The 15,822-nt window shown below is 38.8% G+C and carries 10 protein-coding genes; 4 read left to right on the plus strand and 6 right to left on the minus strand.

Annotation, left to right across the window (positions count from 1 at the left end; all coding sequences use genetic code 11):
• Positions 1-323: DUF4136 domain-containing protein (locus AB669_RS04345; RefSeq protein ID WP_047798104.1), on the minus strand; the 323-nt coding region annotated here is incomplete at its 3' end.
• Positions 324-639: 316 nt separating this feature from the next.
• Between AB669_RS04345 and AB669_RS04350 the strand changes: the two genes are divergently transcribed.
• From AB669_RS04350 to miaA, 4 genes are all read left to right on the plus strand, one after another.
• Positions 640-1,206 (plus strand): L-threonylcarbamoyladenylate synthase, encoded by a 567-nt coding sequence (locus tag AB669_RS04350; protein WP_047798105.1) that lies wholly within the window; start codon positions 640-642, stop codon positions 1,204-1,206.
• A 103-nt stretch (positions 1,207-1,309) separates the two neighbouring features.
• Positions 1,310-2,716 carry a CCA tRNA nucleotidyltransferase gene (locus AB669_RS04355; RefSeq protein WP_047798106.1) on the plus strand — a complete coding sequence of 469 codons (1,407 nt, stop codon included), beginning with the start codon at positions 1,310-1,312 and terminating at the stop codon, positions 2,714-2,716.
• 100 nt (positions 2,717-2,816) lie between these two features.
• Positions 2,817-3,467: a hypothetical protein gene (locus AB669_RS04360; RefSeq protein ID WP_047798107.1), complete on the plus strand. Its 651-nt coding sequence runs from the start codon at positions 2,817-2,819 to the stop codon at positions 3,465-3,467.
• Positions 3,468-3,541: 74 nt separating this feature from the next.
• Positions 3,542-4,456 carry a tRNA (adenosine(37)-N6)-dimethylallyltransferase MiaA gene (miaA, locus tag AB669_RS04365; protein WP_047798108.1) on the plus strand — a complete coding sequence of 305 codons (915 nt, stop codon included), beginning with the start codon at positions 3,542-3,544 and terminating at the stop codon, positions 4,454-4,456.
• A gap of 37 nt (positions 4,457-4,493) precedes the next feature.
• Here miaA and AB669_RS04370 read toward each other — a convergent pair whose 3' ends face one another.
• The 5 genes from AB669_RS04370 to rpoB all read right to left on the minus strand — a co-directional run bounded on the left by AB669_RS04370 (position 4,494) and on the right by rpoB (position 15,717).
• Positions 4,494-5,777 (minus strand): G-D-S-L family lipolytic protein, encoded by a 1,284-nt coding sequence (locus AB669_RS04370; RefSeq protein WP_047798428.1) that lies wholly within the window; start codon positions 5,775-5,777, stop codon positions 4,494-4,496.
• An 11-nt stretch (positions 5,778-5,788) separates the two neighbouring features.
• Complete coding sequence (locus AB669_RS04375) at positions 5,789-7,012, minus strand: OmpP1/FadL family transporter (protein WP_047798109.1); 1,224 nt, start codon at positions 7,010-7,012, stop codon at positions 5,789-5,791.
• A gap of 77 nt (positions 7,013-7,089) precedes the next feature.
• Positions 7,090-7,401, minus strand: a complete 312-nt coding sequence (locus tag AB669_RS04380; RefSeq protein WP_047798110.1) for a DUF3467 domain-containing protein — start codon at positions 7,399-7,401, stop codon at positions 7,090-7,092.
• A gap of 132 nt (positions 7,402-7,533) precedes the next feature.
• A complete protein-coding gene (gene rpoC / locus AB669_RS04385) occupies positions 7,534-11,820 on the minus strand; it encodes a DNA-directed RNA polymerase subunit beta' (RefSeq protein ID WP_047798111.1) in 4,287 nt (1,428 codons plus the stop codon).
• Positions 11,821-11,913: 93 nt separating this feature from the next.
• On the minus strand, positions 11,914-15,717 hold the full coding sequence (gene rpoB, locus AB669_RS04390; RefSeq protein ID WP_047798112.1) for a DNA-directed RNA polymerase subunit beta: 3,804 nt from the start codon (positions 15,715-15,717) through the stop codon (positions 11,914-11,916).
• Positions 15,718-15,822: the final 105 nt, after the last annotated feature.

Genomic DNA, 15,822 nt, shown 5'->3' on the forward strand with positions numbered 1-15,822 from the left:
CCCCAACCCCAGCCACCGTAATATGCTGGTCCGTAAAAGTCAGTTTTTTCTCTGGCTACCACCACTAAATTCACAAGCATATCAGGCTTATCTGCCTTTACAAATCCTTTAGAATTCATTTCAGCTTCCACTGCAGCCATTAAGCGGCGTTTATCGAGATTATTTAACTTCACCCGGGCAACGCCTTTATCATAAAAGTTATAAGTTTTATAACTGTTCAAATCTGCAGTTTTATCATAATCTGAAGCTGTACGAAGTGTAGAACAGCCTGCCAATGCCAATACAACTGTAAAAAGCATCAATAATTTTTGTGTTGTTTTCATTTGCTTTGTTTATTTAAATAACCTGTAATAAATATAACCATTTTGAAACCTAAAAAGTTATATCTGATACAAATTTTACAAATTCTTTTATTTTACTGTTAACGACAGAAAATTGCATTTTGTTTTGCTTTATACACTCATTATAAATATTTTACAAATCAAATATATTATGTTCAGTTAAGAAAATAAAACTTAGATAACTCAAACTGAATGGTCAATTCCAGATCGGACATCTGTTAATAAAACTAAAAATAATGTAGGTTAAATTTTAAGCATTAACATTATTTAACTTATCATTTATAAATACCTTTGTGTTATGCTTAAAGATGAAATTAACAAAGCCCTGGAAGTATTAAAAGCAGGTGGTGTAATTCTTTATCCAACTGATACAATATGGGGATTAGGTTGTGATGCAACAAATGCCCAGGCAGTTGAGAAAATACTCAAAATAAAGAATCGGCCCGCTGAAAAAAGCATGATTGTGCTGCTTGATGTAGACAGTAAATTGCAAAGTTACGTAACTGAAATTCCAGAGGTGGCCTATGATCTGATTGAATATGCTGAAAATCCCCTCACTATTATATTTTCAGGTGCAAAAAACATTGCCGAAAATGTGATCAACCAGGATGGTAGCGTGGGTATCAGAATTGTAAAGCACGATTTTTGCACCCCGCTAATTAATAGATTCAGAAAACCTATAGTTTCTACTTCCGCAAATATCAGTGGCCAGCCGTCTCCAAAATTTTTCGATGACATCAATCAGGATTTAATTGATCAGGTTGATTACGTGGTTAATTTTGAACAGGAAAATCGCAATGTGCGAAAACCTTCCACAATCATGAAACTCTCACCCGGTGGGCAGTTTGAATTTATTCGCAAGTAAAATTACTATTTTTGTAATTCTTATAGTCAAACAAAGTAACCAGCAAGTGGTATAATTGTACCTTAAAAGCCTGCTGTTATGAACGACAAGTACCATACAACAAATGCAACAATACCTAAAACATCCGATTTTTAACACCCTATCGTCAATTGCCGATAAACACCAAACCGAAGCTTATGTAATCGGAGGATTTGTGCGAGACTTATTTTTAAACCGTAATTCGAAAGATATCGACGTGGTTGTTGTTGGAAGTGGGATTGCCTATGCCGAAGCTGTAGGCAAAAAATTAGGAACCAAAGTTGCTGTATTTAAAAACTTCGGAACGGCAAACATTAAAGTACAGGATCTGGAAGTGGAATTTGTAGGCGCCAGGAAAGAATCATACCGCGCAGATTCCAGAAAACCTATTGTAGAGGACGGTACGTTAGCCGATGATCAATTACGCAGGGATTTCACGATCAATGCTTTGGCCATAAACCTCAATGCCGGTCATTTCGGAGAATTGCTTGATCCCTTCGAAGGAGTAAAGGATTTAGAAGAAAAGCTCATCAGAACCCCGCTCGATCCGGAGATTACGTTTTCTGATGATCCATTACGTATGTTGAGGGCGATAAGATTTGCCTCACAGTTGAATTTCAATATTGATTATGCAGCCTTAGAAGCAATAAAGAGTCAGAAACAGCGAATTTCAATTGTTTCAAAGGAGCGCATAACCGATGAAATGAATAAAATTATATTATCTCCCAAGCCATCTATAGGATTTATACATCTTTATAATACTGGGTTGCTTCATCTGATTTTCCCTCAAATGGCAGAGCTTCATGGCGTGGAGTTCATTAAAGGAAAAGGGCATAAAGATAATTTTTACCATACGCTGGAAGTACTCGATAACATCAGCGAAACTACGGACGATTTATGGTTACGCTGGGCAGCAATCCTTCACGATATTGCCAAGCCAGCCACGAAACGTTTTGAAGAAGGTCATGGCTGGACTTTTCACGGACATGAAGACCGCGGCGCAAGGATGGTTCCTAAGATTTTCGCACAACTTAAATTACCCCTTAATGAAAAAATGAAGTATGTACAAAAACTTGTCCAGCTTCACCTCCGCCCGATCGTTTTAGCCCAGGAAACTGTTACGGACTCTGCAGTTAGACGATTACTTTTCGATGCAGGAGAAGAGATCGAAAGTTTGATGCTGTTGTGCAATGCAGATGTAACTACCAAAAATGAATACAAAAAAACCAAATACAGAAACAATTTTGAGCTGGTAAAGCAGAAACTTAAAGATGTTGAGGAGCGTGACAAAATAAGAAACTGGCAACCCCCAATTACAGGTATGGATATTATGGAAACTTTTGGTTTGCAGGCAGGGAAAGAAGTAGGCCTCATCAAAAATGCAATCAGAGAGGCAATACTGGAAGGGGAAATTAAAAATGACTACGAAGAAGCCTTTAATTTTATGCTAAATCAGGCAAAACAAATGGGTTTAAATCCTGTTAATAAATAATTTAATCACAAGATATACTCCCTGAATCCACTAAAATAAAGCTTTTGGAGTTTGTGGTAAGATAAATTAACTTTATTTTTACGGTTCGAAAATACAATAAATGGCTATTTATAAATTTAAAATTACGTTCGAAGATTTTGACGATGTGGTTAGGGAAATTGACATCAAATCAAACCAAACCTTCGAAGATTTGCATAAGGCAATTCATAAATCGACAGGTTATAACGCCGAAAAACCATCGTCTTTTTATGTGAGTACCGACAATTGGTTAAAAGGCGATGAAATTGCGTATTTACCAAGCGAACGTAAAAAAGACCGGGTTGTTTTAATGGAAAAGTCGAAACTTAGCGGTTTCATAGAAGATCCTCATCAAAAATTTTACTACACCTACAATTTCGATCGCCCCTATGATTTCCATGTAGAGCTGATTAAAATCACTTTAGATGCTGACCCAAGTATTGAATATCCTTTCCTGGCGAAAAGCACAGGGGAGGCACCAAAAATCATGGAACAGAATAGTCCGACTGCGGTTGATCCCCGTGGTGCCACTGCAACTGCAAGCGAATTCGACTTTTTAAATGAGATGAATTTTGTACCCGAAGATACTGACGAACTGGAAGCTATGGGTGAAATGGGTATCAATGAAGAGGAGAAAGACGAAAACGATGAAGGCGAAAGTGATGATGAATTCGGAGACGAATTCTCTGATAATGACAATTACGACGATGATAGTCATAAAGACGACTATTAACCTCAATTTAATGAACAACATTGAAAGCTGTCGGTATTCAAACCGACAGCTTTTATTTTTTAACTAATGTCCAGATGTCTTCAAAAACTTTAATTTCTATTGTCGGACCTACTGCTATAGGGAAAACTGCTCTTGCTATAGAGTTAGCCCAGCATTTTGGCACAGAGATTCTCTCTGCCGATTCGCGTCAGTTTTTCAGTGAAATGGAAATTGGTACGGCAAAGCCAAATGAACTGGAACTCGCAGCAGTAAAACATCATTTCATAAACTCCCATAGTGTTGAACACTTATTTAGCACAGGAGACTTTGAAATTCAGGCACTGGCTGTTTTAAAGGAGATATTCGAAAAGAATGACATTGCCGTTTTGGTTGGAGGTTCTGGACTTTACGTCAATGCCTTGCTAAACGGATTGGACGAAATGCCTGAAATTGATCTATCTATTCGTGATAAATTAAACAAGCAGTTCGTAATGGAGGGAATCAATGTTATTCAAAAACAATTGGCCGAATGCGATCCGGAATATTTTGCAAAGGTCGATCAGAATAATCCCCAGAGAATGATTAGGGGATTGGAGGTTTTTCTGTCTACAGGCCGAAAATTATCATCCATGTTATCTTCAACTAAAAAAGAAAGGCCTTTTGAAGTAATTAAAATTGGTTTAAACACCGATAGGGCTATTCTATATAACAGGATAAACCAGCGGGTAGATCAAATGATTAATTTAGGACTCGTTCAAGAAGTGAAAGGATTGATGCAGTTCAAAAATCACAATGCGCTGAATACAGTCGGTTATAGCGAAATTTTCGACTATCTCGACCATAAGATTTCCTTGAATGAGGCTGTTATGGCCATCAAGCAAAATACCAGGAGATTTGCCAAAAGGCAGTTGACCTGGTTCAGGAGAGATGAAGAAATAAACTGGTTTGAGCCGGGGAATACAAATAAGGTAATAGCGCTTATTGGAGAATTGATAATAAAAAAGGGTTGAAGCTTGTCAACCCTTTTTTATTATCAGCCAAATCGTGTTAATTAGGAAACTTAACCCCTCTATACTGAGTAATATCGATAGTCGGAATGGCCGATCCGTAAGTAGAATTGATAGCATCTATAAATACGTTACCAATTACTGCATTTCCGCGGGGAGTTAAATGAATACCATCTAATGAGAATGCACCACCGGTAATAAACGCAGAGTTAATGCCTATACCCTGTATAGTTACGCCTGCTTTAACAAGATTAAGATAACTATATGTATCAGCAACAGCTAAGCCTTTGCTACTTGCAAGAGATTTAATACTGCTGTTATAACTATTAACATAGTCCTTAACTTTAATAACCTCATCTTTATCCAACACCCAGTTGTTGGCAATTGGATTTAACGGGTGTAATCCATAAGGAAGACCGGCAGCGTTAGCTACACCAAATAATCCCGCAGATTGAAAAGGCAAACGAATCAAATCATCAGCAGTAGCGGGCCTTACCGTATTTGTTCCGGTTTGAATGTAAATTGCTGCAGCAGCTGGGTTAATGGCCTTGGCAGCATTTAACAATGCGGCGACAGTAACCGTATTAAAATAAGGGACTGCTGTAACGTCAGGGATTGTACCCACCACACCTTTTTGTCCACCCGCAGTCAACGAATTTACAAGGTTAGAATATAATAATGCAAATGTCGATTTATCAGTCAAAACATTCGTAGCATCAACAGTTACACCACCATTAGTTGCCCATCCAAGTGCATCATTATTACCTAACCACAAAGAAAAGAAAGTGTGGTTTCTTCCTTGAATGAACTGAAAATAAGTTGTTGAACCCAATTGAGCATCAGTTAATAAACGCTCGCTGTATGGATTTACAGCCGCATATGCAGCTGAAAATGCAAGGTCTACGCGCATTCCAGGGATACCTAAATTTTGAACCTCGCCAGTATACTTAGTTAAATGAGTTGCATCACGGTAGGCCAGATTGGTAGTTACATTATTTAGCGTTGGCGTTCCATTTACCAAAGCAGATAAAGTTAAATATCCTGACCCATTTGCCTGAGCATCAGTAAAGAAAGGAGAAGTAAAACTTCCACCACCTACTGAGGCCATTTTTGCTGCAATCAAATTGGGATAGGCAACCTTTTGTCCTTCAAGATATAAACCACCATCGGCAAAGCCCGATGTTAATGAATTACCAACCGCAATATATTTACTGAAATTAGCAGAACCAGCACTTGTTCCTGCCGGCGTTTCTATCTCAGGTTTACACGAAGCTGCAAATAATATAGTAGCAGCAACAAAACTATTTAATATAATTTTTTTCATATCAATATCTCCTACCATTTATAAGTTAATGAAAGACCTGGAGCATAAACCAATGTTTTAAAGGTTCCATCCAATCCTGTTTCAATGTTTTTCTGTTTTCTTTCTTTCACATCTTCGAAAAAGAAGGAAGCATTTACTTCAAAATGTCTCGTAGGGGTATAACCTAAACCTGCACTTAAAATATAACGGTCTGCATCTGGCGCTTCAGGGGTTACATAACCATCCTGTACAGGAGAAAAAGCGTAGCCAACACCTGCTCTTAAAGCAAGCTTCTCAGAAGCCTGATGATTAATACCTAGTTTAAATGATGATCCATCACGATATTTACGAGCTGATTTGGTATCTGCCAAAGCAGAGGTATTGGTAGCATAGTCAAATGCCAACTCCTGATAAATATGCCATTGAACCCAACTGGCATCAAATGCCAAAGTTGTACTTTTAGATAGCGGGATGCCAATACCTAACGTAGTAGTTGCAGGTAAAGGTAATTCAGCATTAAAAGTATTTCCTGCAGGGAATGAGCTCCTAAGAGAATTAGGCACATCAAATTCTGCGGTTCCACCGTCTAGCTTGGTGATTACTTTCGATTTGTGTACAATTGCAAATGAAATATTACTTAAGGTTTTGATGTATAAACCTGCATTCCAGCCATAACCTTTACCAGTACCCTCTAAAGTAGCATGGCCAGATCGGCCATCAGGGAAATTAACTGGAAGCGCACGTTGAAGGTTCACTTCACCATGATTGTAAACAAATCCGGCACCTATACCGATACGATCTGTAATCTTAACACTTAAGGTGGGTTGAAAATAGATGGCTTTGAGGTTTAATGAAGTAAGCGCATAACGGCCCGACCAATCATTACCCCAATCTACCATTCCACCAAAAGGGGTATAAACACCCAATCCCAGTTTCCATTTGTTAGATTTAGGTCCCCAAACTGCATAAGCTTCGAACGGCGGGGCAATTTTATTTTTTACTTCTTCTGTTAAGTTTGATCCACTTAATCTGAAAGCCGATTTAAAAAGTAAAGGGTTAACGCCTGCTGAAATGGAGTTGTTTTCTAAGAAACTTACTGCTCCAGGATTGTAGAATACAGAAGCTTCATCTAATGGTAAAGCCGAACCTGCGCCCGCCATACCAATTTGTTTTTGTCCCTGTAAATTAACCTGAAAACCCTGCCCCAAAACCCAAAGTGGAGCAGACAGTAATACGCTCAATAAAATTTTTTTCATTTATATATGGTTATGACACAAATGTATACTATGCTAACATAGCATGCAAACATTTGTTTAAAAGAATTTAAAAAGGACTATGCCTGTGCTGTAGGACCTCCGAAACCCATTGGAAAAGGAGGTTCCTCCTGTGTTTTAATCCTGCCGTTAACGGCTTCAAATTTCTGAATGTTATCATCAAGTGCATTCAAAAGGCGTTTTGCATGCTCAGGGGTAAGTATGATTCTCGATTTCACTTTTGCCTTTGGAATCCCTGGCATTACACGTATAAAATCCAGTACAAATTCAGTATTCGAATGTGTAATGATGGCTAAATTGGAAAAAATACCTTCTGCAATCTCTTCTGAAAGTTCAATATTTAACTGGTTTTCGTTCTGTTTTTCATCCATGGTATTGATTATAGTATAATGTTAATAATGATTTAAAGGTACTGTTTAAAGGCTATCCATTAAAACAATATCAATAAAAAAGGGTTGTTCCAATAATAATGGAACAACCCTTCAAACTTAAATTAATTTATATTAAGCTTCTACTTCTTCTTGTTTCGAAGCCAATAATTTATCGTATTCTTCTTGCGAACCAACGATGATTCGTTCGTATCCACGAACACCTGTTCCTGAAGGAATTAAGTGACCAACGATCACGTTTTCTTTCAATCCCAACATGTTATCGCGTTTACCTGCAATCGCAGCCTCATTTAATACTTTCGTTGTTTCCTGGAACGAAGCCGCAGATATGAACGATTTAGTACCTAATGATGCACGGGTAATACCTTGCAAGATAGAACTTGCTGTAGCTGGTCTTGCATCTCTCACCGTGATCTGTTTTAAATCTTTACGTTTCAATTGAGAATTTTCATCTCTTAATCTACGTAATGAAACAATCTGACCTGGTTTTAAGTCGCTTGAATCACCTGCATCTTCCACAACTTTTTTGTCGTACATGGCATCATTCTCTTCTGCAAAATCCCAACGGTCAACCGCGTTATTTTCCAAGAAAATGGTATCGCCAGGATCCTCGATGTGAACTTTCTGCATCATCTGGTGAACAATTACCTCGAAGTGCTTATCGTTGATTTTTACACCTTGTAAACGGTAAACTTCCTGAATACCGTTAACCAGGTATTCCTGAACCGCTGCAGGGCCTTTAATCGATAAGATATCCGCAGGAGAAATTGAACCATCTGATAATGGCATACCAGCTTTCACAAAGTCGTTATCCTGTACAAGAATGTGTTTAGACAATGGAACAAGGTATTTTTTAACTTCACCATCTTTAGATTCGATTGTGATCTCACGATTACCACGTTTAACACCACCTAATGTTACCACACCATCAATCTCAGTTACTACTGCCGGGTTTGAAGGATTACGTGCCTCAAATAACTCTGTTACGCGAGGTAAACCACCCGTAATATCTCGGGTTTTACCAGTTGCACGAGGAATCTTCGCGATGATCTGACCAGTCTGGATCGTTTCACCTTCATCAACTGAAACGTGGGCACCTACCGGGATGTTATAACCTTTAATGAACTCTCCTTTTTTGTCAACAATCTGAACAGAAGGGTTTTTAGTTTTATCACGGGTATCGATAATTACTTTTTCACGGTGACCAGTTTGCTCATCTGATTCTTCACGGAAAGTTACACCTTCGATGATCGCATCGAATTGTGCCTTACCTGCAAACTCAGAGATGATAACCGCGTTATATGGATCCCATGAACAAATCTTATCACCTTTAGCTACTTTGTCTCCTTCTTTAACGAACAAGAAAGCACCGTATGGAATGTTGTTGGTAACGATAACTCTACCGCTTCCTGGTTCAACAATTCTAAACTCACCTGAACGGCCTAATACAACCTGTACTTTACCATCTTCAGTTTGAGTATCAACGGTACGGATATTCTCAAACTCGATAACACCATCAAACTTAGCTACGATGTTTGATTCTGCAGCAATGTTCGATGCAGTACCACCCACGTGGAAGGTACGAAGCGTTAACTGTGTACCCGGCTCACCGATTGATTGTGCTGCAATTACACCAACTGCTTCACCTCTTTGAACGCGTTTACCTGAAGCCAGGTTACGTCCGTAACATAATGCACAAACACCACGTTTAGCTTCACAAGTCAATACCGAACGAATTTCGATTCCTTCTAACGGAGATTCATCAATTAATTTGGCAACATCTTCGTTGATATCTTCACCGGCACCAATTAATAATGTATTATCCAGAGGATTATAAACATCATGTAATGAAGTTCGGCCTAAAATCCTGTCATATAATGGCTCAACAATATCCTCATTATCTTTAAGTGCCGTAGTGTACATACCTCTTAAAGTACCACAATCCACATCGTTAACGATCATATCCTGCGCAACATCATGTAAACGACGGGTTAAGTAACCCGCATCCGCCGTTTTTAACGCCGTATCCGCCAAACCTTTACGCGCACCGTGGGTAGAGATAAAGTACTCTAATACAGATAAACCTTCTTTAAAGTTTGATAAGATCGGGTTTTCGATGATATCTCCACCTGAACCTGATTTCTGAGGTTTTGCCATCAATCCCCTCATTCCGCAAAGCTGACGAATCTGCTCTTTAGAACCACGGGCTCCTGAATCAAGCATCATATAAACAGAGTTGAAACCCTGGTTATCGCTGGATAACTGATTCATTACGAATGTAGTTAACCTGTTGTTGATACGGGTCCAAATATCGATGATCTGGTTGTAACGCTCGTTGTTTGTAATGAAACCCATGTTATAGTTGTTTCTTACTTCTTCAACTTCGTTAGCAGCCTGCTCTAATAAAGTATGTTTTTCTACCGGAATGTTTACGTCCTGTAAGTTGAACGATAAACCTCCCTGGAATGCCATGCGGAAACCTAATTCTTTAATATCATCTAAGAACTGAGATGAACGGGCCATACCTGTCATTTTAACTACCTCACCGATAATATCTCTCAGCGATTTTTTAGTTAATAATTCATTGATGTAACCAACTTCATCAGGAACCATCTGGTTGAATAATACTCTACCTACAGTGGTTTCAGTTAACTTATTAACGATAGAACCATCGGCTTGCTTCACATTTACCCTTACTTTGATAAATGCGTGTAAGTCTAATTCTTTTTCGTTATAAGCGATAATAACTTCTTCCGGAGAGTAGAAATTAGAATCCTGACCTTTTACAACTCTGCTATCATCAGTTCTACGGCCTTTAGTAATATAATAAAGACCCAAAACCATATCCTGAGAAGGTACTGTAATTGGCGTACCGTTTGCAGGGTTTAAGATGTTGTGTGCTGCAAGCATTAATACCTGGGCTTCCAAAATTGCTGCGTTACCTAACGGTAAGTGGACAGCCATCTGGTCACCATCAAAATCGGCGTTGAATGCAGTACACACTAGTGGGTGTAACTGGATTGCTTTTCCTTCAATTAATTTTGGCTGGAATGCCTGAATACCTAGTCTGTGTAGCGTAGGTGCACGGTTTAGTAATACCGGGTGACCTTTTAACACATTTTCTAAGATATCCCAAACCAACGGATCTTTTCTATCAACAATTTTCTTGGCAGATTTAACTGTTTTTACTACACCACGCTCAATCATCTTACGAATAATGAACGGTTTGTAAAGCTCAGCAGCCATATCTTTAGGAATACCGCACTCGTGTAATTTAAGGCTAGGCCCTACAACAATTACCGAACGAGCTGAATAATCCACACGTTTACCTAATAAATTCTGACGGAAACGACCCTGTTTACCTTTCAGAATATCTGAAAGTGATTTTAAGGCACGGTTACCTTCAGTTTTAACCGCATTAACCTTACGAGAGTTATCGAATAACGAATCCACAGCTTCCTGTAACATACGTTTTTCGTTACGTAAAATTACCTCTGGTGCTTTAATCTCGATCAAACGTTTTAAACGGTTGTTACGGATAATTACACGACGGTATAAATCATTTAAATCTGAAGTAGCGAAACGGCCACCTTCTAATGGAACTAAAGGGCGTAATTCTGGTGGAATAACCGGAACGATTTTAACAATCATCCATTCAGGACGATTCTCAATACGTGTATTAGCACCACGGAAAGCTTCAACAACCTGAAGACGTTTTAAAGCCTCGTTTTTACGTTGCTGAGAAGTTTCGTTAGCAGCCTGGTGACGTAGGTCATAAGATAAAGTATCTAAATCAATACGTTTTAATAAATCTTCTAATGCTTCAGCACCCATTTTGGCGATGAATTTATTAGGATCTTTATCATCCAGGTATTGGTTTTCCTTAGGTAATTTATCTAAGATATCTAAATATTCTTCTTCTGTAAGGAAGTCCATATAGTTGATACCTTCATCAGCCATTAAGCCTGACTGAATAACTACGTAACGCTCGTAATAGATAATTAAATCTAATTTTTTAGTAGGTAAACCTAATAAATAACCGATTTTATTAGGTAACGAACGGAAGTACCAGATATGTGCTACAGGAACCACCAAAGCGATGTGCCCCATACGCTCACGACGTACTTTCTTTTCAGTTACCTCAACACCGCAACGATCACAAACAATACCTTTATAACGGATACGTTTGTATTTACCGCAATGACATTCGTAATCTTTTACCGGACCGAAAATACGCTCGCAAAACAAACCATCACGCTCAGGTTTGTAAGTACGGTAGTTAATGGTTTCCGGTTTCAACACCTCACCGCTTGAACGTTCCAGAATAATTTCAGGAGACGATAAGCTAATCGTGATAGATGTGAAATTGCTTTTTAATTTATTATCCTTTTTGTAAGACATATCTCTTGTATAAGGTTAAAGGCTGAGGGTAGAAAAGTGGAAGGTTTGGGCGTTTAAACCCTCAACCTTCTACCTTTTTACCTTCTACCTTAGTTAATCTAACGTAATATCTAAACCTAAACCGCGTAACTCATGTACCAATACGTTGAACGATTCTGGTACACCAGGAGTTGGCAGGTTCTCACCTTTAACAATGGCTTCGTAGGTTTTAGCTCTTCCGATTACATCATCCGATTTAACGGTTAAGATCTCCTGAAGAATATTAGCGGCACCGAATGCCTCTAATGCCCAAACCTCCATCTCACCAAAACGCTGACCACCAAATTGGGCTTTACCACCCAATGGTTGCTGTGTAATTAATGAGTATGGTCCGATTGAACGGGCGTGCATCTTATCGTCAACCATGTGACCTAATTTCAGCATGTACATAATACCTACTGTTGTAGTCTGATCGAAACGCTCACCAGTTAAACCATTATACAGGTAGGTTTTTCCTGAAGCAGGAACGCCTGCTTTAGCAATCCACTCTTCTACCTCATCATGAGTAGCACCATCAAAAATCGGAGTAGCAAATTTAACACCCAATTCCTGACCAGCCCAAGCCAGAATAGTTTCATAAATCTGACCAAGGTTCATACGTGAAGGTACACCCAGCGGGTTCAACACGATATCAACCGGAGTACCATCAGCTAAGAAAGGCATATCTTCATCACGTACAATACGTGCAACGATACCTTTATTACCGTGGCGACCCGCCATTTTATCACCTACTTTTAATTTACGTTTTTTAGCAACATAAACTTTTGCCATTTGTACGATTCCCGATGGAAGCTCATCACCTACACTGATCGCGAATTTATCGCGTTTGTAAGCTCCAAGTTCTTCGTTAACACGGATACCGTAATTGTGAAGCAACAGTTTAATCATCTCGTTTTTATCATCATCAGTAGTCCATTTGTTTGGGCTGATGTGATTATAGTCGATGTCTGTTAAAATTTTCTGAGTAAATTTAGCGCCTTTAGCAACCAATAGTTCTTTGTAGATATTGAAAACACCCTGAGATGTTTTGCCATTTACAATAGTGAACAATTTATCAACCAATTCATTTTTCAATTTATCAGTTGCGTTGTTATAGTTTTTATCTAACTTCTCAATAGCTGATTTTTCTTCAGCTTTTGTCGTTTTCTTAGCACGGCTGAATAACTTGGTATCAATTACCACACCCTGGATTGAAGGAGGTGTTTTTAAAGACGCATCTTTAACGTCACCTGCTTTATCACCAAAGATAGCACGTAGTAATTTTTCTTCAGGTGAAGGATCAGATTCGCCTTTCGGTGTAATCTTACCAATTAAAATATCACCTTCTTTTACATCAGCACCAACACGGATAATACCGTTTTCATCCAGGTCTTTTGTAGCCTCTTCAGAAACGTTCGGGATATCTGGTGTTAATTCCTCTTCTCCACGTTTAGTATCACGTACTTCTAACTCAAACTCTTCAATATGCAATGAAGTGAAAACGTCATCACGAACGATACGCTCATTGATTACAATCGCATCCTCAAAGTTGAAACCTTGCCAAGGCATGAATGCCACTTTCAAGTTCCTACCCAATGCCAACTCACCATTTTCAGTTGCATAACCTTCGCACAGAACTTGTCCTTTAGTAACTTTCTGACCTTTTTTAACAATAGGTTTCAAGTTAATACAAGTATTCTGATTGGTTTTTTTAAATTTGATTAAACGGTAAGTTTTGCTATCACCTTCAAATGAAACTAAACGATCATTCTCATCGCGTTCATATTTAATGGTAATTTCATTAGCATCTACATATTCTACAACTCCATCACCTTCAGCGTTGATCAAAGTTCTCGAGTCACGTGCAACGCGACCTTCCAAACCTGTACCAACAATCGGCGCTTCAGGACGCAACAAAGGTACGGCCTGACGTTGCATGTTTGATCCCATCAACGCCCTGTTCGCATCATCATGTTCCAGGAACGGGATTAACGAAGCAGCAATTGACGTAATCTGGTTAGGTGCAACGTCCATTAAGTCTAATTTCTCAGGCTCAATAATCGGGAAGTCACCCTCATAACGTGCCTTGACACGTGGAGTTGTAAACACACCACTGTCATCATACTCTGCATTGGCCTGAGCGATAGTTTTACCATCCTCATCTTCTGCAGATAAATAAATAACGTCTGAATTAACAACAACTTTACCATCTTCAACACGTTTGTAAGGTGTTTCGATAAAACCTAAGTTATTGATTTTAGCATGCACACAAAGTGATGAAATCAAACCAATGTTTGGTCCCTCAGGTGTTTCGATAGTACACAAACGACCGTAGTGCGTATAGTGAACGTCACGAACCTCGAAACCAGCACGCTCACGCGAAAGACCACCTGGGCCTAAGGCTGATAAACGACGCTTGTGTGTAATCTCTGCCAATGGATTTGTTTGGTCCATGAACTGAGACAACTGGTTTGTACCAAAGAAAGAGTTGATTACTGATGATAACGTACGGGCGTTAATCAAATCAGTTGGTGTAAACACCTCATTATCGCGGATGTTCATACGCTCACGGATTGTTCTGGCCATACGGGCTAAACCAACACCGAACTGTGCATATAACTGCTCACCTACCGTACGTACACGACGGTTTGATAAGTGGTCAATATCATCCACCTCTTCTTTAGAGTTAATCAATTTGATTAAGTATTTAACAATTGCGATAATATCTGCCTTTGTTAATACTTTAACCTCATCAGGAGTATTCATTTTCAATTTACGGTTGATGCGGTAACGACCAACATCCCCTAAATCGTAACGTTTATCCGAGAAGAATAAACGGTCAATGATACCACGGGCAGTTTCCTCATCAGGTGGTTCTGCGTTACGCAAAGCACGATAGATGTTTTCAACTGCTTCTTTTTCTGAGTTTGAGGTATCTTTTTGTAATGTATTATAAATAATGGTATAATCTGCCTGACTTGCACCATCTTCTTTAGATAGGATAATGCTTTTTACGCCAGCTTCGATAACCATATCGATGTGTTCGTCTTCTAGAACGGTTTCTCTTTCAAGAATCACTTCATTACGGTCGATAGAAACTACCTCACCTGTATCTTCATCTACAAAATCTTCAACCCATTTCTTTAGAACTCTTGCAGCAAGTTTACGACCGATGTATTTCTTTAAACCTGATTTGCTAACTTTTACTTCATCAGCAAGATCAAAAAGTTCTAAGATGTCCTTATCAGAATCGTAACCAATTGCACGTAATAAAGTGGTAACCGGGAATTTTTTCTTACGATCGATGTAAGCATACATCACGTTGTTAACGTCAGTAGCAAACTCGATCCATGAACCTTTGAACGGGATAACACGTGCAGAATACAATTTGGTTCCGTTAGTGTGACGACTTTGGCCGAAGAACACTCCCGGAGAACGGTGTAACTGAGAAACGATAACACGTTCCGCACCGTTAATTACAAATGTACCTTTTGGTGTCATATAAGGAATAGTACCTAGGTACACATCCTGAATGATCGTTTCAAAGTCTTCATGTTCTACGTCATTACAAGAAAGCTTTAGCTTTGCCTTTAATGGAACATTGTAGGTTAATCCACGCTCAATACACTCATGTATATCGTAACGTGGCGGATCAACAAAATAATCAAGAAACTCTAATACAAAGATATTTCTTGAATCTGTTATTGGAAAGTTTTCAGCAAACACTTTGAACAAACCCTCGCTAGAGCGATCGTCTGAAGTGGTATCTATCTGGAAAAATTCTCTGAATGATTGCAATTGCACATCCAGAAAATCCGGATAATCTATAATGTGCTTACTAGTTGCAAAATTTACTCTTTGTTCGACTGTCTTTGCCAATGGACTAAAAGATTTTAGTTTAAGAATAAACTATTTGTTTGGTTTGGGTTTTAAACAATCTCATTAACCAAACAAAATGAGATGTTTATAAACAGGTAAAGACAC

This window comes from Pedobacter sp. BMA (assembly GCF_001027745.1).
Lineage (GTDB): Bacteria > Bacteroidota > Bacteroidia > Sphingobacteriales > Sphingobacteriaceae > Pedobacter.

Bases quoted from the DNA above. Each gene is read 5' to 3' on its own strand.
- AB669_RS04350 (WP_047798105.1), top strand. From the start codon at position 640: ATGCTTAAAGATGAAATTAACAAAGCCCTGGAAGTATTAAAAGCAGGT.
- AB669_RS04355 (WP_047798106.1), top strand. From the start codon at position 1,310: ATGCAACAATACCTAAAACATCCGATTTTTAACACCCTATCGTCAATT.
- AB669_RS04360 (WP_047798107.1), top strand. From the start codon at position 2,817: ATGGCTATTTATAAATTTAAAATTACGTTCGAAGATTTTGACGATGTG.
- miaA (WP_047798108.1), top strand. From the start codon at position 3,542: ATGTCTTCAAAAACTTTAATTTCTATTGTCGGACCTACTGCTATAGGG.
- AB669_RS04370 (WP_047798428.1), bottom strand. From the start codon at position 5,777: ATGAAAAAAATTATATTAAATAGTTTTGTTGCTGCTACTATATTATTT.
- AB669_RS04375 (WP_047798109.1), bottom strand. From the start codon at position 7,012: ATGAAAAAAATTTTATTGAGCGTATTACTGTCTGCTCCACTTTGGGTT.
- AB669_RS04380 (WP_047798110.1), bottom strand. From the start codon at position 7,401: ATGGATGAAAAACAGAACGAAAACCAGTTAAATATTGAACTTTCAGAA.
- rpoC (WP_047798111.1), bottom strand. From the start codon at position 11,820: ATGTCTTACAAAAAGGATAATAAATTAAAAAGCAATTTCACATCTATC.